Origin of the sequence: Streptococcus sp. 2342, assembly GCF_013276795.1 — a bacterium.
In the GTDB taxonomy this organism is placed as follows: domain Bacteria; phylum Bacillota; class Bacilli; order Lactobacillales; family Streptococcaceae; genus Streptococcus.
The window spans coordinates 49,098-74,254 of the sequence record NZ_VMLR01000002.1 but is presented as its reverse complement, the minus strand read 5'-3'; the positions used below and the strand labels follow the sequence as shown (position 1 = coordinate 74,254).

Below are 25,157 nucleotides of genomic sequence, written 5' to 3'. Positions count from 1 at the left end.
AAGCCTGATATAGAGTTTTTTCTTGCTAGTTTTAGGATTTTCTTGTAAAATAGAAAAAGTGAAGAGAGGTATGAAATGAGCAAGAAAGATAAAAAAATTGAAATTCAAGTAGCAGATGCTAAAGTTAATGTAGGAAAAGACAGTTTTGAAGGTTATACGTTGACTATTGGTAAAAAAGTTATCGGAGAAATTGCCGAATTAGACGGACAATTTGCTATCATAAAGAATGGGAATGTCGATAGTTTTTATAAAAAATTGGAAAAAGCTGTGGAAATTTTGATTGAAAATTATAATTTAGCAAAATAAGTCTTGTTTTTTTGAAATTTTCATGATATAATAGTCCATGTTGATTGTAGGAGAGATAGCGAAGAGGCTAAACGCGGCGGACTGTAAATCCGCTCCTTCGGGTTCGGGGGTTCGAATCCCTCTCTCTCCATTTTATCAATGGGGTATAGCCAAGCGGTAAGGCAAGGGACTTTGACTCCCTCATGCGTTGGTTCGAATCCAGCTACCCCAGTTCTTAGGTAATAATCAAGATAAAAAGCAAAATATCTTAGGGTATTTTATTTTTATAATTGAAAGACGTGAATGATATGAACATGTCCTTGCGGGTGCTTAGGAAAAAAATTATAAGTATGTCAAGTTTAAGAAAAACTTGATTGTTGGAGGATTTTTTAGATGAACGAATTTGAAGATTTGCTAAATAGCGTTAGCCAAGTTGAAACTGGTGATGTTGTTAGTGCTGAAGTATTGACAGTTGATGCGACTCAAGCTAACGTTGCAATCTCTGGAACTGGTGTTGAAGGTGTCTTGACTCTTCGCGAATTGACAAACGATCGCGATGCAGATATCAATGACTTTGTTAAAGTAGGAGAAGTATTGGATGTTCTTGTACTTCGTCAAGTAGTTGGTAAAGATACTGATACAGTTACATACCTTGTATCTAAAAAACGCCTTGAAGCTCGCAAAGCATGGGACAAACTTGTTGGTCGCGAAGAAGAAGTTGTTACTGTTAAAGGAACTCGTGCCGTTAAAGGTGGACTTTCAGTAGAATTTGAAGGTGTTCGTGGATTTATCCCAGCTTCAATGTTGGATACTCGTTTCGTACGTAACACTGAGCGTTTTGTAGGTCAAGAATTTGACGCTAAAATCAAAGAAGTTGACGCTAAAGAAAACCGCTTTATCCTTTCACGTCGTGAAGTTGTTGAAGCAGCTACTGCAGCAGCTCGCGCTGAAGTATTCGGTAAATTGGCTGTTGGTGATGTTGTAACTGGTAAAGTTGCACGTATCACAAGCTTTGGTGCTTTCATCGACCTTGGTGGTGTTGACGGATTGGTTCACTTGACTGAATTGTCACACGAGCGTAACGTATCACCAAAATCAGTTGTAACTGTTGGTGAAGAGATTGAAGTGAAAATCCTTGATCTTAACGAAGAAGAAGGACGTGTATCACTTTCACTTAAAGCAACAACACCTGGACCATGGGATGGCGTTGAGCAAAAATTGGCTAAAGGTGATGTAGTAGAAGGAACAGTTAAACGTTTGACTGACTTCGGTGCATTTGTTGAAGTATTGCCAGGTATCGATGGACTTGTTCACGTATCACAAATTTCACACAAACGTATTGAAAATCCAAAAGAAGCTCTTAAAGTTGGTCAAGAAGTTCAAGTTAAAGTTCTTGAAGTTAACGCAGATGCAGAACGTGTATCACTTTCTATTAAAGCTCTTGAAGAGCGTCCAGCTCAAGAAGAAGGACAAAAAGAAGAAAAACGTGCTGCTCGTCCACGTCGTCCAAAACGTCAAGAAAAACGTGATTTCGAACTTCCAGAAACACAAACAGGATTCTCAATGGCTGACTTGTTCGGTGATATCGAACTTTAATCAAATTGAAAATTCACAAAATCCTTTGTTTTCTAAACAAGGGATTTTTCTTTTGTCTGTAAGCCTTTTTTGATATAATAGTTCTATGTTAGAATCAGAAAAACAATCACGTTATCAAATGTTAAATGAAGAACTCTCTTTTTTATTGGAAGGCGAAACCAATGTTTTGGCAAATCTTTCCAACGCCAGTGCTCTTCTAAAATCACGCTTTCCTAATACTGTATTTGCAGGCTTTTATTTGTTCGATGGAAAGGAATTGGTTTTGGGTCCCTTTCAAGGTGGTGTTTCCTGCATCCGTATTGCACTTGGAAAGGGTGTTTGTGGGGAGGCAGCTCACTTTCAGGAAACTGTTCTAGTTGGAGATGTAACAACTTATCCCAACTATATTTCTTGTGATAGTCGTGCTAAAAGTGAAATTGTCGTGCCGATGGTAAAGAAAGGTCAATTACTTGGTGTTCTGGATCTGGATTCTTCAGAGATTGATGATTATGATGCTATGGATCGAGATTATTTGGAACAATTTGTCGCTATTTTGCTTGAAAAGACAGAATGGGACTTTATAATGTTTGAGGAGAAAGCCTAATGTATCAAGCACTTTATCGAAAATATAGAAGTCAAAACTTCTCTCAGTTGGTTGGTCAAGAAGTTGTGGCTAAGACTCTTAAACAAGCGGTAGAGCAAGAGAAAATAAGTCACGCTTATCTTTTTTCTGGTCCTCGTGGAACGGGAAAAACCAGTGTGGCTAAGATTTTTGCCAAGGCTATGAACTGTCCCAATCAAGTGGGTGGTGAACCATGTAATAACTGCTATATCTGTCAGGCAGTGACGGATGGTAGTTTAGAAGATGTCATCGAAATGGATGCGGCCTCTAATAATGGGGTTGATGAAATTCGTGAAATTCGTGATAAATCTACCTATGCGCCTAGCCTTGCTCGTTATAAGGTTTATATCATAGATGAGGTTCACATGCTGTCTACAGGGGCTTTTAATGCTCTTCTAAAGACGCTGGAAGAGCCAACACAGAATGTGGTCTTTATTTTAGCTACTACTGAATTGCACAAGATTCCTGCCACTATTCTATCCCGTGTGCAACGTTTTGAATTTAAATCAATTAAAACACAGGATATTAAGGAACATATCCACTATATCTTAGATAAAGAAAATATCAGTTCTGAACCAGAGGCTGTGGAAGTCATTGCTAGACGAGCTGAAGGTGGAATGCGAGACGCCTTGTCTATTTTGGATCAAGCCCTGAGTTTGACACAGGGAAATGAGCTGACGACTGCTATCTCTGAAGAAATTACTGGCACCATTAGCCTATCAGCCTTGGATGATTATGTGGCCGCCTTGTCTCAACAGGATGTTCCCAAAGCCTTAGCTTGCTTAAATCTTCTCTTTGACAATGGTAAGAGCATGACTCGTTTTGTGACCGACCTTTTGCACTATTTAAGAGACTTGTTAATTGTCCAAACAGGGGGAGAAAACACTCATCATAGTCCAGTCTTTGTAGAAAATTTGACACTTCCTCAAGAAAATCTGTTTGAAATGATTCGCTTGGCGACAGTCAGTTTAGCAGATATTAAGTCTAGTTTGCAGCCCAAGATTTACGCTGAGATGATGACCATCCGTTTGGCAGAAATCAAGCTTGAACCAGCTCTTTCAGGGGCGGTTGAACATGAAATTTCTGCACTTAGACAGGAAGTTGCCCGTCTCAAACAAGAACTCGCCAATGTGGGAACGGTGCCCAAGCCAATAACCCCAGCTCCTAGTCGTCCAGCGGCAGGTAAGACAGTCTATCGTGTGGATCGCAATAAAGTTCAATCTATCTTACAAGAGGCTGTCGAAAATCCTGATTTAGCACGTCAAAATCTGATTCGTTTGCAGAATGCCTGGGGAGAGGTGATTGAAAGTCTAGGAGGCCCTGATAAGGCTCTGCTAGTTGGTTCTCAACCGGTTGCGGCCAATGAACACCATGCCATTCTTGCTTTTGAATCTAACTTCAATGCTGGTCAAACCATGAAACGAGACAATCTCAACACCATGTTTGGCAATATCCTCAGTCAGGCAGCAGGTTTTTCACCTGAGATTTTAGCCATTTCCATGGAGGAATGGAAAGAAGTTCGCGCAGCCTTTTCAGCCAAAGCCAAATCTTCTCAAACTGAAAAAGAAGTAGAAGAAAGCCTGATTCCAGAAGGATTTGAATTTTTGGCTGATAAAGTGAAGGTAGAGGAAGACTAAAGAAAGATTTCATGATACAATAAGTTTATGAATAGACAACAATTTATTATCATCGCACTGTTTACAGCTGCTGAGACCTATTTTTTCAATGAAGCCTGGATGACTGGTCGCTATATTATGGCAGCCTTTTGGGCCATTTTACTCTTTAGAAATTTTCGAGTCAGTTACTTGATGGGCAAAATAGTAGATGTCATTGACAAGCATTTAAAAGGAAAAGACTAGTCCTCAGCTTCTAGACAAAATCAAAGCCTTTTAGGCTTTTTTTTGTTATACTATAAAAGTATATTTATTGACCTTTTACCGTATTTTCTAGGGAAATCAAGTATGTTTCCAGTAAGAACTGTAAAGGTCTTGAAAAAGAAAGGAACTATCATGTCAGTATTAGAGATCAAAGATCTTCACGTTGAGATTGAAGGAAAAGAAATTTTAAAAGGGGTTAACCTGACCCTGAAAACAGGAGAAATTGCCGCTATCATGGGACCAAATGGTACTGGTAAATCAACTCTTTCTGCCGCTATCATGGGAAATCCAAACTATGAAGTTACCAAAGGTGAAGTTTTGTTTGATGGCGTAAACATCCTTGAGTTGGAAGTGGACGAGCGTGCGCGTATGGGACTTTTCCTTGCTATGCAATATCCATCAGAAATTCCTGGAATTACCAATGCTGAGTTTCTTCGTGCAGCAATGAATGCTGGTAAGGAAGATGATGAAAAGATTTCAGTTCGTGAGTTTATCACTAAGTTAGACGAGAAGATGGAACTGCTCAACATGAAAGAAGAAATGGCAGAGCGTTACCTCAACGAAGGTTTCTCTGGTGGTGAGAAAAAACGTAATGAAATTCTTCAACTCTTGATGTTGGAACCAACTTTTGCCCTTTTGGATGAGATTGACTCTGGTCTTGATATTGACGCCCTTAAAGTTGTTTCTAAAGGTGTTAATGCTATGCGTGGTGAAGGCTTTGGTGCTATGATTATCACTCACTACCAACGTCTTTTGAACTACATCACACCTGATGTGGTACACGTGATGATGGAAGGTCGTGTTGTCCTTTCAGGTGGTCCAGAATTGGCTGCGCGTTTGGAACGTGAAGGATACGCAAAACTAGCTGAAGAACTTGGCTACGATTACAAGGAAGAATTGTAATTCCCTCGTATCTTTTAGGAGAAGTAAATGACTAAAGAAAATATTAAACTTTTTTCAGAAATGCACGCTGAACCAAGCTGGTTGGCTGACCTCCGTCAAAAAGCTTTTGACAAGATTGAGACTTTGGAATTACCAGTTATTGAGCGTGTCAAATTCCACCGTTGGAATCTGGGTGATGGAACGATTACAGAAAGTGAGCCATCAACAAATGTTCCTGATTTCACTGCTTTAGATAACCACTTGAAATTGGTGCAGGTTGGAACTCAAACTGTTTTCGAACAAATTCCAGTTGAGTTGGCTGAACAAGGGGTGGTCTTTACAGACTTCCATTCAGCTTTAGAAGAAATTCCAGAGTTGATCGAAGAATTCTTCATGTCATCTGTTAAGTATGACGATGATAAGTTGGCAGCCTACCACACAGCTTACTTTAACAGTGGGGCTGTACTCTATATTCCAGATAACGTAGAAATCATAGAGCCAATCGAAGGTATTTTCTACCAAGATAGTGATAGCGATGTGCCGTTTAACAAGCATATTATGATTATCGCTGGTAAAAATTCTAAGATTAGTTATCTGGAACGTTTAGAGTCACGTGGTGGAGGTAGTGCTAAGGCAACTGCAAATATCACAGTTGAAGTGATTGCACGTTCTGGTGCTCAAGTGAAGTTTGCTGCGATTGACCGTCTAGGTGAAAACGTCACTGCTTACATTAGCCGTCGTGGTAAATTAGGCAACGATGCAAGTATTGACTGGGCTATCGGTGTCATGAACGAAGGGAACGTCGTTGCGGACTTTGATAGCGACTTGATTGGAAATGGTAGCCATGCGGATCTTAAAGTCGTAGCTCTTTCAAGTGGCCGTCAGGTACAAGGAATTGATACTCGAGTGACTAACTATGGTTGCAACTCAATCGGAAATATCCTCCAACATGGGGTTATTCTTGAGAAAGCGACTTTAACTTTCAACGGTATTGGCCACATCATCAAGGGTGCTAAAGGAGCAGATGCGCAACAAGAAAGTCGTGTTCTCATGCTTTCAGACCAAGCTCGTTCAGATGCCAATCCAATTCTTTTGATTGATGAAAATGACGTAACTGCAGGACACGCGGCTTCTATCGGTCAGGTAGATCCAGAAGATATGTATTACCTCATGAGCCGTGGTTTGGATAAGGCAACTGCAGAACGCTTGGTTGTTCGTGGTTTCCTTGGCTCTGTTATCGTTGAGATTCCAGTCAAGGAAGTTCGTGATGAAATGATTGCAACTATCGAAGAAAAATTGTCAAAACGCTAAGGGGAAGTCGATGTTAGATGTAGAAGTGATTCGCAAGGATTTTCCAATTTTAGACCAGATTGTTAATGATGAACCATTGGTCTATTTGGACAATGCTGCGACGACACAAAAACCACTAGCAGTTCTGGAGACGATTAACCGCTACTATGAGAACGACAATGCCAATGTTCATCGTGGCGTTCATACCTTGGCAGAACGGGCGACAGCTTCTTATGAGGCGGCTCGTGAAACCATTCGTAAGTTTATCAATGCAGGGTCTACAAAGGAAGTTCTCTTTACTAGAGGAACGACAACCAGTCTGAACTGGGTAGCGCGTTATGCTGAGGAAGTCTTGACTGAGGGAGACCAGGTCTTGATTTCCGTCATGGAACACCATTCTAATATCATTCCTTGGCAGGAAGCCTGCCGCAAGACTGGGGCAGAGCTTGTCTATGTTTATCTCAAGGACGGAGCTCTGGATATGGATGATTTGCGAGTTAAATTGACTGATAAGGTTAAGTTTGTCTCCCTTGCTCACGCCTCCAATGTTCTTGGTGTGGTCAATCCAATCAAAGAAATCACCCAATTATCCCATCAAGTTGGAGCTATCATGGTGGTGGATGGTGCTCAGTCTACTCCTCATATGAAGATTGATGTTCAGGATTTGGATGTGGACTTCTTTGCCTTTTCAGGTCACAAGATGGCTGGTCCGACTGGTATCGGTGTTCTTTACGGTAAAGAAAAGTATCTGGAACAAATGTCACCTCTTGAATTTGGTGGCGAAATGATTGATTTCGTCTATGAGCAATCTGCTAGTTGGAAGGAATTGCCATGGAAATTTGAGGCTGGAACTCCTAATATGGCAGGTGCAATTGGACTTGCTGCGGCAGTGGATTATCTGGAAAAGATTGGTATGGATGCTATTGAAGCTCATGAACAGGAATTAATCGCATACGTCTATCCAAAACTGCAGGCGATTGAAGGATTGACTATTTACGGTTCTCAGAACTTGGCTAAACGTTCAGGTGTCATTGCCTTTAACCTAGGCGACCTTCATCCTCACGACCTTGCGACTGCTTTGGATTATGAAGGTGTAGCTGTTCGCGCAGGTCATCATTGCGCTCAACCTTTGCTCCAGTATTTGGAAGTTCCAGCAACAGCCCGAGCAAGTTTTTATATCTACAATACTAAGGCAGATTGTGACAAGCTGGTCGATGCCCTACAAAAGACAAAGGAGTTTTTCAATGGCACTTTCTAAACTAGATAGCCTTTATATGGCAGTGGTAGCGGACCATTCGAAAAATCCACATCATCAAGGGAAGTTGGATGATGCTGAACAAATCAGTCTTAACAATCCAACCTGTGGGGATGTCATCAACCTCTCTGTCAAGTTTAATGCAGATGACTGCTTGGAGGATATCGCTTTTCTAAACTCAGGTTGTACCATCTCGACTGCCTCTGCTAGTATGATGACAGATGCAGTCTTAGGAAAGACCAAGCAAGAAGTTTTAGAACTTGCGACTATTTTTTCTGAAATGGTTCAAGGGCAAAAAGATGAGCGTCAAGACCAACTTGGAGATGCAGCTTTCTTATCAGGCGTTGCCAAATTTCCTCAACGAATCAAGTGTGCAACCCTAGCTTGGAACGCCCTGAAGAAAACAATTGAAAATCAAGAAAATCAGTAAGACAAGTTTCTTTTGTCTTATGAATCATTAGAAATGAAGAAAGAAAGGATATTATGGCTGAAGAAAGAGTAGAACCAAAACCAATTGACCTTGGTGAATATAAATTTGGTTTCCATGATGATGTAAAGCCTGTCCTATCGACAGGAAAAGGATTGAATGAAGATGTCATTCGTGAACTATCAGCTGCAAAGGGAGAACCTGAGTGGATGTTAGAGTTCCGTTTGAAGTCTTACGAAACATTTAAAAAAATGCCCATGCAAACTTGGGGAGCAGACTTGTCAGAGATTGATTTTGATGACTTGATCTACTACCAAAAACCATCTGATAAACCAGCCCGTTCTTGGGATGATGTTCCTGAAAAGATTAAAGAAACCTTTGAACGTATTGGGATTCCAGAAGCTGAGCGTGCTTATCTAGCTGGTGCCTCTGCCCAGTACGAGTCAGAAGTGGTTTACCACAATATGAAGGAAGAGTTCCAGAAATTGGGGATTATCTTTACAGATACGGATTCTGCTCTTAAAGAATACCCAGACTTGTTTAAACAATACTTTGCCAAGTTGGTACCACCAACAGATAACAAGTTGGCTGCCCTTAACTCAGCAGTATGGTCAGGTGGAACCTTTATCTACGTACCAAAAGGGGTCAAGGTAGATATTCCACTTCAAACCTACTTCCGTATCAATAACGAAAATACTGGTCAGTTTGAACGTACTTTGATTATCGTTGATGAAGGAGCAAGTGTCCACTACGTAGAGGGCTGTACAGCACCAACTTATTCAAGTAACAGCTTGCATGCGGCCATCGTAGAAATCTTTGCCTTGGATGGAGCTTATATGCGTTATACAACCATCCAAAACTGGTCTGATAACGTTTATAACTTGGTAACGAAACGTGCTAAAGCTCAAAAGGATGCCACGGTTGAGTGGATTGATGGAAACTTGGGTGCCAAAACAACTATGAAATACCCATCTGTTTACCTAGATGGAGAAGGGGCGCGTGGTACCATGCTTTCGATCGCTTTTGCCAATGCAGGGCAACACCAGGATACTGGAGCTAAGATGATCCACAACGCTCCACATACTAGCTCGTCTATCGTATCTAAATCCATCGCTAAAGGTGGAGGAAAGGTTGACTACCGTGGACAAGTAACCTTTAACAAAAACTCTAAGAAATCTGTTTCTCACATCGAGTGTGACACCATTATCATGGATGACTTGTCAGCATCAGATACTATTCCATTTAATGAAATCCACAACTCACAAGTTGCTTTGGAACACGAAGCCAAGGTTTCTAAGATTTCAGAAGAACAACTCTATTACCTCATGAGTCGTGGATTGTCAGAATCTGAGGCAACTGAGATGATTGTCATGGGATTTGTTGAACCCTTCACTAAAGAACTTCCAATGGAATACGCCGTTGAGCTCAACCGCTTGATTAGCTATGAAATGGAAGGGTCAGTCGGATAAAATTTGATTTTAGATTTACTCAAAATCAAGGACTTTGAAGATGAACTTGTGACAACAAGAAACTGAGAAAAAATATTTTAAGAACAGAAAAACGCATGATATCAGGAGTTCAAAAAAACTTGATATTATGCGTTTTATTGTGGGAAGATTTATTGCATTCTCTCATGAAATGGAGTTTTTTCCTAAGCGCTTTTGATTTTTGATATATTTTTGTGAAGACGAAGTAAGACAATATATAAAATAGTCAGTTCAAGACATGATATAGTTGCTTAGTTTAAAATAAGCATGGTCTAATAAATCTATGGCATATAGTAGAGATTTTAAACAAGGAGCCTTAGATTACATCAAAAAGGACCACAGCCATGTCGAGGCAGCCAAAGTTTTTGATGTTGGCGTCAGAACTTTCTTCACGTGGGAACAGAAAGACGTGAACAAGTACACTTAGAGAGGAAAAAGCGAGTCGTCAAAAACCGAAAGATTCCTTTAGAAGAATTGAAAGCCTTTGTAGAGGCTCATCCAGACGCTTTTTTACGGGAAATTGCGGTACATTTTGATTGCGCTGTTCCTTCAGTATGGACAGCTTTAAAGCAATTCATGTCACTTTAAAAAAGACGATTAGCTCTAAGGAACAAGATCTAGAGAAAGTCGCTGAGTTTCTTGATATTTTGAATAGCCTAAAAGATTTACCAATCGTATATAATGACGAAACGGAAATCGACCGCTACCTCTATCGTTCTTATGCACGGGCTCCTAGAGGGGAGAAAGTCTATGAAAAGATTAGCGGACGGCGTTTTGAGCGGACTTCAATTGCTGCAGGACAAGTAGACAGAGAGTTTATAGCTCCCATGATTTACAAGGAAAGTATGACAATCGATTTCTTTGTGGAGTGGTTTAAAACGCAACTCCTGCCTGCTTTGAAGACACCTCATGTCATTGTTATGGACAATGCTAGTTTTCATCTCAAGCATATCTTGGATGAACTTTACCTTCAAGATAAACACTTTTTCTTACCTTTACCACCTTATTTACCAGATTTGAATCCTATTGAGCAAGCTTGGCTATCTTGAAAAAGAAAGTGACTGATTTATTAAGGGAAGTTCCAAATATTTTTGAATGTTTGGAACGCTTTTTTAAAACTAAATGACTATAATTATAAAATGCTTATTGATTTTGATTTAAAATGACTCAAAAAGCCGTTGCACAACGGTTTTTTGTTATAATTAAATGAAGAATGTAGAATTAAAGGAGAAAAACATGACATTTGAAGAGATCCTGCCTGGATTAAAGGCTAAGAAAAAATATGTACGAATTGGTTGGGGAGGGGCTGAAAACTATGTCCAACTTTTTGACACTATTGAACAAAACGGAGTTGCACTTGAAGTGACGCCTTACTTCCTAATCAACGTTTCTGGCGAAGGAGAAGGTTTTTCTATGTGGAGCCCGACACCTTGTGATGTTTTGGCGACGGATTGGGTAGAAGTGCATGACTAGGCGTGTACTCATTACAGGGGTAAGTTCAGGTATCGGATTGGCTCAAGCTCGCCTTTTTTTAGAGGAGGGCTATAAAGTCTACGGAGTGGACCAAGGTGAAAATCCACTATTACAGGGTGATTTCCATTTTTTACAGAGAGATTTGACCTTGGACTTAGAGCCTATTTTTGACTGGTGTCCTCAGGTTGATGTTTTGTGCAATACTGCGGGAATTTTGGACGATTATAAACCACTTTTGGAACAGACAGCGCAGGAAATTCAAGAAATTTTTGAAATTAACTATCTGACTCCTGTTGAGTTGACTCGGTATTATTTGACACAAATGTTAGAGAATAAAGAGGGAATCATTATCAATATGTGCTCCATTGCTTCAAGCCTAGCTGGTGGAGGTGGTCATGCCTATACTTCCTCTAAGCACGCCTTGGCTGGATTTACAAAGCAGTTGGCTATAGACTATGCAGAAGCTGGGATTCAGGTCTTTGGGATTGCTCCAGGAGCAGTCAAGACGGGTATGACCGCTGCCGACTTTGAACCAGGTGGTTTAGCGGACTGGGTGGCTAGTGAAACGCCAATCAAACGCTGGATTGAATCAGAGGAAGTGGCAGAAGTCAGTCTCTTTTTGGCCAGTGGAAAGGCATCTGCCATGCAGGGACAAATTCTGACAATAGATGGTGGCTGGTCTTTGAAGTAGGAGGATCTGATGGAAATTAAAAGACACTTTGGAGTCTACGCTGTTTGCTTTGAAAATGGGAAGTTACTCTGCATTGAAAAAACGAGAGGCCCTTATCAACATCGGTATGATTTACCTGGAGGCAGTCAGCAACTTGGAGAAGGACTGACGGAAACGCTGACTAGAGAAGTTATGGAAGAGACGGGATATACTGTTAAAAGTTACTCCAATCCTCGAATCTACGATGTTTTTGTCAGGGAAGAGTTAAAAAATTTTATAGTTCACCATGTCATGGTTTTGTATGATGTAGAAATGAATGAGAGTGCACCTCAAGTTACGACTTCGGAAGCTGTGTCTGATGGTGCGAATGATTCACTTGGATATATTTGGATGGATATTCAAGAGATTACAGAAGAAAATGTATCGCCATTAGTCTTGAAGGTTAAGTCTGAATTATTAGGACTTCCAGAACTGGACAAGACTTCTTACATGAATTGGAAAGTGAAGTAGGGGGATAATGGAACTATTTAAAACATGGAAGAAAAATATGGTTCTCTATGGTCTTAAATCTCAAATTGGAACTGTCTACCGAAACAATGATAGGACAACAAGTTTTTATGATGTTGGGAATTTTCTATACCTAGCAGGGGACTTGGATTCCAGATTTTGGGAAGATTTTGTTAGAAAATATGGTTTAGATTATAAGATTATTATTTCAGAAAATACTAATTGGCAAGATTTTCTGCATCGAAAAGTGGGGCTAAATTCTTTTACTCGCTATTCTTTTAAAGATAAGGCAAATTTTCAAGTTAAATTTCTAAATGATCTAGTTACTCATTTAGAGGAAGATTACAATATTGTGCCTATTAATAATCATATTTATAACTGCTTTTCTACGGAAGAATGGTCACAGGATTTACAGGGGGATTTTGAGTCCTATCAGGATTTTGTTTTAAAAGGTGGATTTGGCTTTGTGATTCTTAAAAATAATGAACTGATTGCTGGGATTTCCTCAGGGTTAGTTTACCGTGAAGCAGTTGAAGTGGAAGTTGCAACTAGACCAAACGAACAAGGAAATGGATTTGCTAAAAAGCTTGGTGCTGCAATGATTCTAGAGAGTTTAAATAGAGATATGTTTCCACTTTGGGATGCTCATAACGAGGCTTCCAAAAAAGTAGCAGAATTTTTAGGATATGAGTTAGCTGAACCTTATGAAGCTTTTGAACTAGAGAAAAGTTTCATATAATTATATATGATATTGTATCTTTTAAGACGAGGTGAATGGCTATGAAAAATCAACTTGCTCTTAGCGGAGAACAAATTGTTGAAAAAATTTATCCTCAACTATTGCACCACGTCTGTATGATTCGTGGGGAATACTTGTTGAGAGAGCTTAATCAAAACATCCTATTACCAAGTTGTCAGCAATTTGTAAAAGATTATCTAGAGACTATCTGCTCCTTGTACTCAGATGAGGAGATCTGGTATCGTTTTTCTGAATTAACGAATACAGAAGCCAATTGTTTAGTGGGGACTAGAGAGTTTTTTGACGAAGGGCATCCCTTGTTTGGCTATAGAGGAACAAGGCGTTTACTGGCGTGCTTGGATGAATTTCAGGATGAAGCAAATGTCGTTACAGATGTTTATCAAACCAATCCCAATCTGTCTCTTATTTTTCCTTTTGTCAATGATGCCGACCAGTTAAAGGAAGCTATTAGAGTATTGCGTCAGCAGGGTTTTACTGGGAAAATTGCCACGATGATTGAATTACCGTCAGCTTATTTTGACTTGGACAGAATAATGGAAACGGGCATTTCAAAGATTGTAGTTGGAATGAATGATTTGACTTCCTTTGTTTTTGCGACTGTGAGAAACAGTCAATGGCATGATATGGAAAATCCAATTATGTTAGATATGTTGAGACAGATGAAGGATAAAGCAAGGAAGAACAAGATTGATTTTGCTGTAGCAGGCTATCTGAACACTTCTTTTATACAAAAAATGAATCAGATGGATATCGAATGCATTCTCCATTACAGTTCTATTCCAGATATTTTTAATTTAGAGATTGACCATCCAGACCATCTCAAACACATAAAAGAAGAAAGTAAAAAATTACAAAGGAGATACCTATGACACCGCAAGAAATGTGGAATGCCTACAAGAAAATCAATCCTTCGATTGGAGATGAAATCGATGCTTGGGCTTTTGGAGTGGAAGCAGATCTCTTGGCAGATTTGGTTTTAAAAGGAGAAAAGACAGCAACAGCGTCAGCCTATGACCTCTACGCACTAGAAGATGAACCCCTTCCGCAAGTAGGAACCTTTGACGTCATTTTAGACAGTCAAAATCAGGCTGTCTGTATTGTTGAAATTACAAAGGTTTCCGTTCAGCCTTTCAATCAAGTGTCAGCTGACCATGCCTTCAAAGAAGGGGAAGGTGACAAATCCATAGCCTATTGGCGTCAGGTTCATGAGGATTTTTTCGCCGAGTGGTTGAGAGAAGCAGGACTGACTTTTACACCTGAAAGCAAGGTTGTTTTAGAAGAATTTCGCAAGGTCTACCCCCTGTAGACTATTAGAAGGAAGAAAGTTTTGGAAATCGCTGTCCAATCCTTTTTTCTTAGGCAAAACATGTTATAATAAGTTTGTTTGAAGAAGAGCAGCAGCTCTTAAACTTAGAATAGGAGAAAACTATGCAAGCAGTTGAACATTTTATTAAGCAATTTGTTCCTGAACACTATGATTTATTTTTAGACTTGAGTCGTGAGACCAAGACGTTTTCTGGGAAGGTGACCATCACTGGTCAAGCACAGAGTGACCGTATTTCCCTTCATCAAAAAGACTTGGAAATCGCTTCTGTAGAAGTTGCAGGTCAAGCTCGTCCATTTACGGTTGATCATGACAATGAAGCCCTTCATTTTGAACTTGCGGAAGCAGGTCAAGTTGAAGTGGTTATCGCTTTCTCAGGAAAAATTACAGACAACATGACAGGGGTTTACCCATCTTACTACACAGTTGATGGAGTCAAGAAGGAAGTCTTGTCTACTCAGTTCGAGAGCCATTTTGCGCGTGAAGCTTTCCCATGTGTGGATGAGCCAGAAGCTAAAGCAACTTTTGACCTCTCTCTACGTTTTGACCAAGCCGAAGGTGAATTGGCCTTGTCTAATATGCCAGAAATCGATGTTGAAAATCGTAAGGAAACAGGTATCTGGAAGTTTGAGACAACACCTCGCATGTCTTCTTACTTGTTGGCCTTTGTTGCGGGTGATTTGCAAGGTGTGACGGCTAAGACTAAAAACGGTACTCTTGTAGGTGTTTACTCAACGAAAGCCCACCCACTATCTAACCTTGATTTCTCACTGGATATCGCTGTTCGCTCAATCGAGTTTTACGAAGATTACTATGGAGTTAGGTACCCAATCCCTCAATCTCTCCACATCGCCCTTCCTGACTTCTCGGCTGGAGCTATGGAAAACTGGGGTCTGGTGATCTACCGTGAAGTTTACTTGGTTGTGGATGAGAACTCTACCTTTGCCAGCCGTCAACAAGTTGCCCTTGTTGTAGCCCATGAATTGGCTCACCAATGGTTTGGTAACCTTGTTACTATGAAATGGTGGGATGACCTTTGGCTCAATGAAAGCTTTGCTAATATGATGGAGTACGTCTGTGTGGATGCCATTGAGCCAAGCTGGAATATCTTTGAAGATTTCCAAACAGGTGGTGTTCCGTCTGCCTTGAAACGTGATGCGACTGATGGTGTTCAGTCTGTTCACGTCGAAGTTAAACATCCAGATGAAATCAATACGCTCTTTGATGGCGCTATCGTCTATGCCAAAGGAAGTCGTCTTATGCACATGCTTCGCCGTTGGCTAGGTGATGCCGATTTTGCCAAAGGTTTGCATGCCTACTTTGAAAAACATCAATACAGCAATACAATTGGTCGTGACCTTTGGGATGCTCTTGGTCAAGCGTCTGGACGTGATGTCGCAGCCTTCATGGATTCTTGGTTGGAACAACCTGGTTATCCAGTTCTCACTGTCAAAGTTGAAAATGATGTCTTGAAGATTTCACAAAGACAATTCTTTATCGGTGAGCACGAAGATAAGAACCGTCTCTGGGTTGTGCCACTAAACAGCAACTGGAAAGGCTTGCCTGATACACTTGAAACTGAAAGTATCGAAATCCCTGGCTATGCAGCCCTTCTTGCTAAAAACAAAACAGCACTTCGCCTCAACACAGAAAATACAGCCCACTACATTACTGACTATCAAGGAGACTTGTTAGATGCTGTTCTTGCTGAGCTAGAGACACTTGATAACACAAGCAAACTGCAAATTGTTCAAGAACGTCGCTTGCTTGCTGAGGCAGGGCACATTTCTTATGCAGACTTGCTCCCAGTCCTTGATAAACTTGCCAAGGAAGAGTCTTACCTTGTTGTTTCAGCTGTTTCTCAAGTGATTTCGGCCCTTGAGCGCTTTATCGATGAAGGAACAGAAGCTGAAACAGCCTTCAAAGCACTAGTTGCTAAATTAGCTCGTCACAACTATGACCGTCTTGGTTTTGAAGCTAAAGATGGCGAATCAGATGAGGATGAATTGGTTCGTCAGTTGGCTGTTTCGATGATGATTCGCTCAAATGATGCAGAAGCTAGTCAAGTCGCTAGCCAAATCTTAGCGACTTACAGGGAGAATCTTGCAGGACTTCCAGCAGCTATTCGCTCACAAGTTCTGATCAATGAGATGAAACATCATGAGACTAAAGACTTGTTAGCACTTTATCTTGATACCTATACTCACGCAACAGATGCGGTCTTTAAACGTCAGTTGGCAGCGGCTCTTGCCTATAGTACAGATGCGGATAATATCCAAACCTTGATTGCTTCTTGGAAGGACAAATTTGTGGTTAAACCACAGGACTTGTCTGCTTGGTATTACCAATTCTTAGGTCATCAAGCAACTCAGGAAACAGCTTGGTCTTGGGCGCGTGAAAACTGGGCTTGGATTAAGGCAGCTCTTGGAGGAGATATGAGCTTTGATAGCTTTGTTATCCTTCCTGCTCACGTATTTAAGACTCAGCAACGTTTGGCAGAGTACAAGGAATTCTTTGAGCCACAACTTTCTGACCTTGCTCTTAGCCGTAACATCGGTATGGGAATCAAGGAAATTGCAGCGCGTGTTGACTTGATTAACCGTGAAAAAGCTGCAGTGGAAGCAGTCGTTCTTCAATACGAAAATGCATAAATAAGCCTAAAATAAAAAGAAAACTCAGCTATCTCATGTAAAATGCAGAGAGTTGAGTTTTTTTTAAGGCAAATTTGGTATAATAGTTTTAATAAGGAGGAGTTTCTCATGATAAAAATCTTATTGGTTGAGGATGACCTAGGTCTGTCAAATTCAGTATTTGACTTTTTAGACGATTTTGCGGATGTTATGCAGGTATTTGATGGGGAAGAGGGTCTCTACGAAGCTGAAAGTGGTGTCTATGACTTGATTTTGCTGGATTTGATGTTGCCAGAAAAAAATGGTTTCCAAGTCTTAAAAGAATTGCGTGAAAAGGGAATTACGACACCAGTTCTGATTATGACTGCCAAGGAAAGTTTGGATGACAAAGGACATGGATTTGAACTGGGAGCGGATGATTATCTGACCAAGCCTTTCTACCTAGAAGAACTCAAAATGCGGATTCAGGCCCTTCTCAAACGTTCAGGTAAGTTTAATGAAAATACGCTATCTTATGGAGATATTCTCATCAATTTATCAACCAATACCGTTAAGGTTGAAGATACTCCAGTCGAATTGCTGGGGAAAGAGTTCGATTTACTAGTTTATTTCCTTCAAAATCAAAATGTTATTTTGCCTAAGACGCAGATTTTTGATCGTCTATGGGGATTTGATAGTGACACAACGATTTCAGTTGTCGAAGTTTATGTTTCAAAAATCCGTAAGAAATTAAAAGGAACCACTTTTGCAGAGAATTTGCAAACCTTGCGCAGTGTTGGGTATATTTTAAAAGATGTTCAGTAAACTAAAAAAAACATGGTATGCGGATGATTTTAGTTATTTTATCCGCAACTTTGGTGTCTTCACTCTGATTTTCTCTACAATGACTCTGATTATTTTGCAGGTCATGCATTCGAGTCTCTATACTTCGGTGGATGATAAACTCCACGGACTGAGTGAAAATCCTCAAGCAGTTATTCAACTGGCAGTGAATAGGGCAACAGAAGAGATTAAAGATTTAGAAAATGCTAGGGCGGACGCTAGTAAAGTAGAAATAAAACCTAATGTCAGTTCCAATACGGAAGTCATTCTCTTTGATAAGAACTTTACTCAACTTCTTTCTGGAAATCGATTTTTGGGCTTGGATAAGATTAAGTTAGAGAAGAAAGAACTAGGACATATCTATCAGATTCAGGTTTTTAATAGCTATGGACAGGAAGAAATCTATCGCATGATTTTGATGGAAACCAATATCAGTTCGGTTTCAACCAATATCAAGTATGCTGCTGTCTTGATAAATACCAGTCAGTTGGAGCAGGCCAGTCAAAAGCATGAGCAATTGATTGTGGTCGTGATGGCTAGTTTCTGGATTTTGTCTTTGCTTGCCAGTCTCTATCTAGCTAGGGTCAGTGTTCGTCCTCTGCTTGAGAGTATGCAGAAGCAACAGTCCTTTGTGGAAAATGCCAGTCATGAGTTACGGACTCCACTTGCAGTTTTGCAAAATCGCTTAGAGACCCTCTTTCGTAAGCCAGAAGCTACCATTATGGATGTGAGTGAAAGCATTGCATCGAGTTTGGAAGAAGTCCGAAATATGCGGTTTTTGACGACAAACTTGTTGAATTTAGCTCGGAGAGATGATGGGATTAAGCCGGAACTTGCAGAAGTTCCAACCAGTTTTTTCAATACGACTTTCACAAACTATGAGATGATTGCTTCTGAAAATGACCGTGTCTTTCGTTTTGAAAATCGGATCCATCGTCCGATTGTCACAGATCAGCTTCTCTTGAAGCAGTTGATGACCATCCTATTTGATAATGCTGTCAAGTATACTGAAGAGGATGGTGAGATTGATTTTCTTATCTCGGCGACCGATCGTAATCTGTATTTGCTAGTTTCCGATAATGGAGTCGGTATTTCGACAGAAGATAAGAAGAAAATTTTTGATCGTTTTTATCGAGTCGACAAGGCTAGAACCCGTCAAAAAGGTGGTTTTGGTTTAGGATTGTCCCTAGCCAAGCAAATTGTAGATGCCTTAAAAGGAACCATTACTGTTAAAGATAATAAGCCAAAGGGAACAATCTTTGAAGTGAAGATTGCCATCCACACATCATCTAAAAAGAAAAAATAAACATATCGCTCCGGATGGGGCGATATTTTGTATTATGTGACTTTCGGTCCGTCTCACTAAGTCAGGTGTGAGACAGGCAAACCACCCACTATGCGGGTGCGCGTCGAAGGTTATACCAAAAAAACTCCGAACGCGATACAATAAAGGTGTTAAAGCCAATTGTAAAGCGAAAGGAGAAAAATATGGCACAAAAGGCTCATAGTTTATCGCACACAAAGTGGCACTGTTCTATCATATTGTGTTCACCCCTAAGTATAGACGAAAAGTCATCTATAATCAATATCGAAGTAGTTTAGGCGAAATATTTCATCGTTTGTGTAGTTATAAAGGAGTTGAAATTATCCAGTGAATGATTTCTTCACGAGTATGAAAATTTGAGAACTAGTAAAGCATGATATAGTACTAGAGAAATTAAGTGTAAAAGAATATGAGGATTCTTTTAGGGATAGTAGTAAGTAATACTAAAGCTTCTTTAAGATGCAAGTGACGAGTCAAGAGCAATAAGGCTTGAGCAAAGTGAAAGTCAGCGTCTTTAGGCGCTGGTTGGTAATTTAGGCAATAATTAAAATGATATAAAAATCTTGACAGATAAACTTAAAAAAGGTAAACTATTTACTGGTTAATTAAATGGTTAAATAACCGGTTTAGAAAAATTGTTTAACCGAGAAAAAGAAGTTAAGAAAAAGCTTCATCATTTATTGAAATGAGGGATTTATGAAATTCAGTAAAAAATATATAGCAGCTGGATCAGCTGTTATCGTATCCTTGAGTCTATGTGCATATGCACTAAACCAGCATCGATCGCAGGAAAATAAGGACAATAATCGTGTTTCTTATGTGGATGGTAGTCAGCCCAGTCAGAAAAGTGAAAACTTGACACCAGACCAGGTCAGCCAAAAAGAAGGAATTCAGGCTGAGCAAATTGTCATCAAAATTACAGATCAGGGCTATGTGACGTCACACGGTGACCACTATCATTACTATAACGGGAAAGTTCCTTATGATGCTCTCTTTAGTGAAGAACTTCTGATGAAGGATCCAAACTACCAACTTAAAGATGGAGATATTGTCAATGAGGTCAAGGGTGGCTACATTATCAAGGTCAATGGAAAATATTATGTCTACCTGAAAGATGTAGCTCATGCTGATAATGTTCGAACCAAGGATGAAATCAATCGTCAAAAACAAGAACATGTCAAAGATAATGAGAAGGTCAGCTCTGATGTTGCTGTAGCAAGGTCTCAGGGACGCTATACGACAGATGATGGTTATGTCTTTAATCCAGCTGATATTATCGAAGATACTGGTGATGCTTATATCGTTCCTCACGGAGGTCACTACCACTATATTCCAAAAAGTGATTTGTCTGCTAGTGAATTAGCAGCAGCAAAAGCTCATTTAGCTGGCAAAAATACGCAACCGAGCCAGTTAAGCTATTCTTCAGCAGCTAGTGACAATAATACGCAATCTGTAGCACAAGGCTCAACTAGCAAGCCAGCAAATAAAGCTGAAAATCTCCAAAGTCTTTTGAAAGAACTCTATGATTCACCTAGTGACCAACGTTACAGTGAATCAGATGGCTTAGTCTTTGACCCTGCTAAGATTATCAGTCGTACACCAAATGGAGTTGCGATTCCACATGGCGACCATTACCACTTTATTCCTTACAGCAAGCTTTCTCCTTTAGAAGAAAAGATTGCCAGAATGGTGCCTATCAGTGGAACTGGTTCTACAGTTTCTACAAATGAAAAACCTCATGAAATAGTGTCTAGTCTAGGAAGTCTTTCAAGTAGTCCATCTACTTTGAATCATGCCTCATTACTTACAAATAAGCCTATCTCTTCAACATCTGATGGTTATATCTTTAATCCTAAAGATATTGTCGAAGAAACTGCTACAGCTTATATTGTAAGACATGGTGATCATTTCCATTACATTCCAAAATCGACCGTAATTGGACAACCGACTCTTCCAAATAATGGTCTAACAACACCTTCGCCATCTCTTGCAGCCAATCCTAGTGTTTCACATGAGGAACATGAAGAAGATGGGCACGGCTTTGATGCTAATCGTATTATTGCGGAAGATGCGGCAGGCTTTGTCATGACTCATGGTAACCACAATCATTACTTCTTCAAGAAGGACTTGTCAGCAGAGCAAATTAAGGCAGCGCAAGACCACTTGAAAGGGGTAAATACAGCTACACCAAATCCAGCTCATGATGACGATCACGATGGCGATGAGCATGACCACCATCATGGTGAAGATCACGATCACGGTTTTGATGCCGATCGTGTCATTAGTGAGGATGATCAAGGATTTATCATGAGTCACGGAGACCACAATCATTACTTCTTCAAAAAGGATTTGACAGCTGATCAAATTAAGGAAGCTCAGGAACATTTGAAAACACATCATGATGCAGAGCCTGTTCAACCACTTGCAAAATCTGTTGAATCATTCTCTAAAGATGCTAGTGATGAAGAAAAAATAGCTTATATTTCTAAGACCTATGGGGTTCCACTTGAAGCTATTAGAATTTCAAAAGGTTTCTTTGTATTTAATAATCCTGACCAAGCCTACGATCCAACTCATATCCATCCCTATGCTGTTCGTAAGGAACACGTTCGACTTCCACTCCAAACTGGAAATCCTGAACTTGATTTCCTAAATGAACTTTATACGACTGCCTTACGTGATCGCGTATCACCTTATCGTTTGCAGGTTGAAAACGGCAGTTTTGTGATCCCTCATGGAGACCACAATCACTACATCAAGGTTCAAACTAAGGGCTATGAAGTAGCCTTGAAAAACAAAATTCCAGCCCTGAAATCCAACTATCAGCCTGGGGCCTTTGATGAGAAAACAGTTTTAGCAAAAGTAGATCAACTTCTTGCTGAAAGTCGAAACGTCTATAAAGACGATCCAATCAAACAAAGACAGATTGAGTTAGCCTTAGGACAGTTTACTGAAAATATGAAGAAACTAGCAACTAACTCTACAGCAGGTTATCTTGCGACACTTGATCTCTTTGATAAGCAATATATCCATATTGATGAAAGTGTCAAACCTGTTGAAACAAGTGCTTTAGATAAGAAATATCAGGCCTTGATCGATAAAATCAATACACTAGATACTGACTCTTATGGACTTCCTAAAAAAGACCTTCTCGTTCGACTCCAAGAGGCTAAGTTGGCTAAAGATGAAGCTGCTTTAGTAGCAGTTGAATCACAACTTCAAGCTCTTCAAGACTTTAATGATCGTACTGGTGATACAACAGTGGAATATATCAAGTACTTCTATGAGCATGTAACTGATGGTCGTTTAAGTGATGAGCTTCGTAGTAAAGTAGCTAATTTGACTTTTACTTTATATCAATCTCAATCCTTCCGTAAGGCTGTGGACTTGAATAAACTGTTCCCAAGCATTTACCAAACAAAACAAGAAGTAGAAGAGGCTTTGAAAAATCAGCCAGCTTCTACAAAAGTAAATGAAACAGTTTTAGATAAAGAAACAGTTGATAACCAATCTGCTAAGCAAGCGATTTATGAATTTTTGAAAGATCTTTATCCTGATCTTAAAAAAGAAGAGCATGTCAATCATGTTAGCAAGGAAGAAGTAGAAAGTCTCTTGAGCAAGGCAAATCAACTCTTGGAGCAAATCCAAGAAGAAGGAATCAGACAATCTTTGGCAGAAGAAGTAGAAAATCTCAAAGCTGCTACAAACAAGGCTGATGCAGACTTGGATGAAGTAAACAGCCAGGTGAAAGATGTTTTGACTCGTATCGCTAGTGCTCTTCAACAAGAGAAAGAAAATGCTGAACAAGATCCTCAGACACTTGTACTCTATCAAAAACTCTACGATATTCTCATATCGCTTCACTCTTATTTAGAAAGTAATAATGGTTCTGATGAGGACTTTGATAAAGTGGATGCATTACTAGATCAACTTTCTGCTAAGAGTAAAGACAAAGCAGCTTTACTTGAATTGACAAAAGCTATTCTAGTTTTGAATCACCAAATCCAGTCAAAATCAAGCACAAGCGAAGAAACAAATCCAGCAAGAAATGCCGAGGCAAATGGAGATAACACCAGTGCTGAGAACCAACCAAACGCAACTGCAGAATCTAACAGTGAAACTGCTAGCGACGAAAACAAACCGAGCAACGCAACAGATTCTAAACCTGCTGAATCAGCTTCAGAAAAGGAAACAACAGAGTATACAACAAGTACTGGAAACTAAGAAAAACCAGCAGAATAAAAAAGTTGGTAGATAAAAAAGTTTGTGGTCGTAGATCTAGGAGATTTTCCCATTCAAGGCTGTTTCCTATTTCTCATTGTAATTATAAACCATGGCAACATAAGAAAACGAGCATTTCCTGCTCTTTGTCAACTGTAGTGGGTTGAAGAAAAGCTAAGCTCGAGAAAGGACAAATTTCGTCCTTTCTTTTTTGATGTTCAGAGCGATAAAAATCCGTTTTTTGAAGTTTTCAAAGTTCCGAAAACCAAAGGCATTGCGCTTGATAAGTTTGATGAGATTATTGGTCGCTTCCAGTTTGGCGTTAGAATAGTGTAGTTGAAGGGCGTTGACAATTTTCTCTTTATCTTTAAGGAAGGTTTTAAAGACAGTCTGAAAAAAGAGGATGAACCTGCTTTAGATTGTCCTCAATGAGTCCAAAAAATTTCTCTGGTTCCTTATTCTGAAAGTGAAAAAGCAAGAGCTGATAGAGATGATAGTGGTGTTTCAAGTCTTCTGAATAGCTCAAAAGCTTGTCAAGAATCTCTTTATTGGTTAAGTGCATATGAAAAGTAGGGCGATAAAATCGCTTATCACTGAGTTTACGACTATCTTGTTGAATGAGCTTCCAGTAACGTTTGATGGCTTTGTATTCATGGGATTTTCGATCGAACTGATTCATGATTTGAACACGGACACGACTTATAGCACGGCTGAGATGTTGGATAATATGGAAACGATCTAGAACGATTTTAGCACATGGGAGTGAAACAGTCTGGGAGACTGTTTCAGCCTGAGCCTAGAAATTCGAAAGCGAAGCTGTTTAGCTAAGGCATAGTAGGGACTAAACATATCCATAGTAATGATTTTCACTCGACATCGGACGGCTCTATCATATTTAAGAAAGTGATCACGAATGACAGCTTGTGTTCTACCCTCAAGAACAGTGATGATGTTGAGATTATCAAAATCTTGTGCAATAAAACTCATCTTTCCCTTAGTGAAGGCATACTCGTCCCAGGACATAATCTCAGGAAGACGAGAAAAATCATGCTTAAAGTGGAAATCATTGAGCTTTCGAATGACAGTTGAAGTTGAAATGGAAAGCTGATGGGCAATATCGGTCATAGAAGTCTTTTCAATTAACTTTTGAGCAATTTTTTGATTGATAATACGAGGAATTTGGTGATTCTTCTTGACGAGTGAGGTCTCGGCGACCATCATTTTCGAGCAATGATAGCACTTGAAACGACGCTTTCTAAATAGAATTCTAGTAGGCATACCGGTCGTTTTGAGGTAAGGAATCTTAGAAGGTTTTTGAAAGTCATATTTTTTCATTTGACTTCCACAATAAGGACAAGATGGAGCATCGTAGTCCAGTTTGGCGATGATTTCTTTGTGTGTATCCCTATTGATGATATCTATAATTTGAATATTAGGGTCTTTAATGTCTAGTAGTTTTGTGATAAAATGTAATTGTTCCATATGATTCTTTCTAATGAGTTGTTTGATCGCTTTTCATTATAGGTCATATGGGACTTTTTTCTACCCTAAAATAGGCTCCATAATATCTATAGGGATTTACCCACTACAAATATTATAGAGCCGCATTTCCAACTGAGGAGGTGCTCGTTTTTTGATAGTTAGAAGTAGTTTTTATCCGTCTATTTAGAGTTGATTACAAATGATCTTGAAAGAAATTATTGACTTGAATGTGGATATAAGATTT

Annotated in this window: 19 protein-coding genes, 2 tRNA genes and 4 pseudogenes; 24 read left to right on the top strand and 1 reads right to left on the bottom strand. The window is 39.7% G+C overall.

The annotated features are described in order from the left end of the window. Positions 1 to 75: 75 nt before the first annotated feature. From HT689_RS01510 to HT689_RS09885, 24 genes and pseudogenes are all read left to right on the top strand, one after another. Positions 76 to 306, top strand: a complete 231-nt coding sequence (locus HT689_RS01510; RefSeq protein ID WP_000037113.1) for a DUF2969 domain-containing protein — start codon at positions 76 to 78, stop codon at positions 304 to 306. Positions 307 to 355: 49 nt separating this feature from the next. Further along, positions 356 to 436, top strand: a tRNA-Tyr gene (locus HT689_RS01505). Positions 437 to 445: 9 nt separating this feature from the next. Beyond that, positions 446 to 517 (top strand) — tRNA-Gln (locus HT689_RS01500). Between the two features lie 161 nt (positions 518 to 678). Next, entirely contained in the window at positions 679 to 1,881 is a 1,203-nt protein-coding gene (gene rpsA, locus HT689_RS01495) for a 30S ribosomal protein S1 (RefSeq protein ID WP_001001631.1), read from the top strand. Between the two features lie 85 nt (positions 1,882 to 1,966). Beyond that, the gene (locus HT689_RS01490) at positions 1,967 to 2,464 is read left to right on the top strand and encodes a GAF domain-containing protein (protein WP_173226582.1); all 498 of its coding nucleotides are present in this window, start codon (positions 1,967 to 1,969) and stop codon (positions 2,462 to 2,464) included. After that, entirely contained in the window at positions 2,464 to 4,119 is a 1,656-nt protein-coding gene (dnaX, locus tag HT689_RS01485) for a DNA polymerase III subunit gamma/tau (protein ID WP_173226580.1), read from the top strand. Before HT689_RS01490 ends, dnaX begins: the two co-directional genes overlap by 1 nt. 27 nt (positions 4,120 to 4,146) lie before the next feature. Further along, complete coding sequence (locus HT689_RS01480; RefSeq protein ID WP_173226578.1) at positions 4,147 to 4,341, top strand: DUF3272 domain-containing protein; 195 nt, start codon at positions 4,147 to 4,149, stop codon at positions 4,339 to 4,341. A 150-nt stretch (positions 4,342 to 4,491) separates the two neighbouring features. After that, entirely contained in the window at positions 4,492 to 5,262 is a 771-nt protein-coding gene (gene sufC / locus HT689_RS01475) for a Fe-S cluster assembly ATPase SufC (protein ID WP_000114489.1), read from the top strand. 27 nt (positions 5,263 to 5,289) lie between these two features. Beyond that, positions 5,290 to 6,552 (top strand): Fe-S cluster assembly protein SufD, encoded by a 1,263-nt coding sequence (gene sufD / locus HT689_RS01470; protein ID WP_173226576.1) that lies wholly within the window; start codon positions 5,290 to 5,292, stop codon positions 6,550 to 6,552. 10 nt (positions 6,553 to 6,562) lie between these two features. Beyond that, positions 6,563 to 7,789 carry a cysteine desulfurase gene (locus HT689_RS01465; RefSeq protein WP_173226575.1) on the top strand — a complete coding sequence of 409 codons (1,227 nt, stop codon included), beginning with the start codon at positions 6,563 to 6,565 and terminating at the stop codon, positions 7,787 to 7,789. Then, positions 7,776 to 8,216, top strand: a complete 441-nt coding sequence (gene sufU / locus HT689_RS01460; RefSeq protein ID WP_173226573.1) for a Fe-S cluster assembly sulfur transfer protein SufU — start codon at positions 7,776 to 7,778, stop codon at positions 8,214 to 8,216. The genes HT689_RS01465 and sufU overlap by 14 nt, the downstream gene beginning before the upstream one ends. A gap of 53 nt (positions 8,217 to 8,269) precedes the next feature. Further along, on the top strand, positions 8,270 to 9,682 hold the full coding sequence (gene sufB / locus HT689_RS01455; RefSeq protein ID WP_173226571.1) for a Fe-S cluster assembly protein SufB: 1,413 nt from the start codon (positions 8,270 to 8,272) through the stop codon (positions 9,680 to 9,682). Positions 9,683 to 9,983: 301 nt separating this feature from the next. Continuing rightward, positions 9,984 to 10,826: pseudogene (locus tag HT689_RS09645) on the top strand (IS630 family transposase). Between the two features lie 110 nt (positions 10,827 to 10,936). After that, positions 10,937 to 11,173, top strand: a complete 237-nt coding sequence (locus tag HT689_RS01435; RefSeq protein ID WP_000141907.1) for a DUF2829 domain-containing protein — start codon at positions 10,937 to 10,939, stop codon at positions 11,171 to 11,173. Further along, positions 11,166 to 11,864 (top strand): 3-oxoacyl-ACP reductase, encoded by a 699-nt coding sequence (locus HT689_RS01430; RefSeq protein WP_173251785.1) that lies wholly within the window; start codon positions 11,166 to 11,168, stop codon positions 11,862 to 11,864. Before HT689_RS01435 ends, HT689_RS01430 begins: the two co-directional genes overlap by 8 nt. A 9-nt stretch (positions 11,865 to 11,873) precedes the next feature. After that, complete coding sequence (locus tag HT689_RS01425; protein ID WP_173226559.1) at positions 11,874 to 12,353, top strand: NUDIX hydrolase; 480 nt, start codon at positions 11,874 to 11,876, stop codon at positions 12,351 to 12,353. Between the two features lie 7 nt (positions 12,354 to 12,360). Then, positions 12,361 to 13,089 (top strand): GNAT family N-acetyltransferase, encoded by a 729-nt coding sequence (locus tag HT689_RS01420; RefSeq protein WP_173226557.1) that lies wholly within the window; start codon positions 12,361 to 12,363, stop codon positions 13,087 to 13,089. Positions 13,090 to 13,130: 41 nt separating this feature from the next. Beyond that, positions 13,131 to 14,034: pseudogene (locus tag HT689_RS01415) on the top strand (putative PEP-binding protein). Further along, the gene (locus HT689_RS01410) at positions 13,976 to 14,416 is read left to right on the top strand and encodes an ASCH domain-containing protein (RefSeq protein WP_173226553.1); all 441 of its coding nucleotides are present in this window, start codon (positions 13,976 to 13,978) and stop codon (positions 14,414 to 14,416) included. The pseudogene HT689_RS01415 and the gene HT689_RS01410 overlap by 59 nt, the downstream one beginning before the upstream one ends. A 122-nt stretch (positions 14,417 to 14,538) precedes the next feature. Further along, positions 14,539 to 17,085, top strand: a complete 2,547-nt coding sequence (locus HT689_RS01405; protein WP_173280774.1) for a M1 family metallopeptidase — start codon at positions 14,539 to 14,541, stop codon at positions 17,083 to 17,085. Between the two features lie 108 nt (positions 17,086 to 17,193). Next, positions 17,194 to 17,868: a two-component system response regulator CiaR gene (gene ciaR, locus HT689_RS01400; protein WP_061439305.1), complete on the top strand. Its 675-nt coding sequence runs from the start codon at positions 17,194 to 17,196 to the stop codon at positions 17,866 to 17,868. Further along, positions 17,858 to 19,192 (top strand): two-component system sensor histidine kinase CiaH, encoded by a 1,335-nt coding sequence (gene ciaH / locus HT689_RS01395; protein WP_173226549.1) that lies wholly within the window; start codon positions 17,858 to 17,860, stop codon positions 19,190 to 19,192. The genes ciaR and ciaH overlap by 11 nt, the downstream gene beginning before the upstream one ends. Positions 19,193 to 19,374: 182 nt before the next feature. Next, a pseudogene (locus HT689_RS09640) lies at positions 19,375 to 19,538 on the top strand (transposase); the annotation flags it as partial. Between the two features lie 368 nt (positions 19,539 to 19,906). After that, a complete protein-coding gene (locus HT689_RS09885) occupies positions 19,907 to 23,434 on the top strand; it encodes a pneumococcal-type histidine triad protein (RefSeq protein WP_173251787.1) in 3,528 nt (1,175 codons plus the stop codon). Between the two features lie 171 nt (positions 23,435 to 23,605). Here HT689_RS09885 and HT689_RS01380 read toward each other — a convergent pair. After that, positions 23,606 to 24,913, bottom strand: a pseudogene (locus HT689_RS01380) (transposase). Between the last annotated feature and the right edge of the window lie 244 nt (positions 24,914 to 25,157).

Coding starts and splice junctions, on each gene's coding strand:
- HT689_RS01465 (WP_173226575.1), top strand. CDS start 6,563: ATGTTAGATGTAGAAGTGATTCGCAAGGATTTTCCAATTTTAGACCAG.
- sufD (WP_173226576.1), top strand. CDS start 5,290: ATGACTAAAGAAAATATTAAACTTTTTTCAGAAATGCACGCTGAACCA.
- sufU (WP_173226573.1), top strand. CDS start 7,776: ATGGCACTTTCTAAACTAGATAGCCTTTATATGGCAGTGGTAGCGGAC.
- HT689_RS01420 (WP_173226557.1), top strand. CDS start 12,361: ATGGAACTATTTAAAACATGGAAGAAAAATATGGTTCTCTATGGTCTT.
- HT689_RS01410 (WP_173226553.1), top strand. CDS start 13,976: ATGACACCGCAAGAAATGTGGAATGCCTACAAGAAAATCAATCCTTCG.
- sufC (WP_000114489.1), top strand. CDS start 4,492: ATGTCAGTATTAGAGATCAAAGATCTTCACGTTGAGATTGAAGGAAAA.
- HT689_RS01405 (WP_173280774.1), top strand. CDS start 14,539: ATGCAAGCAGTTGAACATTTTATTAAGCAATTTGTTCCTGAACACTAT.
- HT689_RS09885 (WP_173251787.1), top strand. CDS start 19,907: ATGAAATTCAGTAAAAAATATATAGCAGCTGGATCAGCTGTTATCGTA.
- dnaX (WP_173226580.1), top strand. CDS start 2,464: ATGTATCAAGCACTTTATCGAAAATATAGAAGTCAAAACTTCTCTCAG.
- HT689_RS01510 (WP_000037113.1), top strand. CDS start 76: ATGAGCAAGAAAGATAAAAAAATTGAAATTCAAGTAGCAGATGCTAAA.
- HT689_RS01490 (WP_173226582.1), top strand. CDS start 1,967: ATGTTAGAATCAGAAAAACAATCACGTTATCAAATGTTAAATGAAGAA.
- rpsA (WP_001001631.1), top strand. CDS start 679: ATGAACGAATTTGAAGATTTGCTAAATAGCGTTAGCCAAGTTGAAACT.
- HT689_RS01435 (WP_000141907.1), top strand. CDS start 10,937: ATGACATTTGAAGAGATCCTGCCTGGATTAAAGGCTAAGAAAAAATAT.
- HT689_RS01480 (WP_173226578.1), top strand. CDS start 4,147: ATGAATAGACAACAATTTATTATCATCGCACTGTTTACAGCTGCTGAG.
- HT689_RS01425 (WP_173226559.1), top strand. CDS start 11,874: ATGGAAATTAAAAGACACTTTGGAGTCTACGCTGTTTGCTTTGAAAAT.
- ciaH (WP_173226549.1), top strand. CDS start 17,858: ATGTTCAGTAAACTAAAAAAAACATGGTATGCGGATGATTTTAGTTAT.
- sufB (WP_173226571.1), top strand. CDS start 8,270: ATGGCTGAAGAAAGAGTAGAACCAAAACCAATTGACCTTGGTGAATAT.
- ciaR (WP_061439305.1), top strand. CDS start 17,194: ATGATAAAAATCTTATTGGTTGAGGATGACCTAGGTCTGTCAAATTCA.
- HT689_RS01430 (WP_173251785.1), top strand. CDS start 11,166: ATGACTAGGCGTGTACTCATTACAGGGGTAAGTTCAGGTATCGGATTG.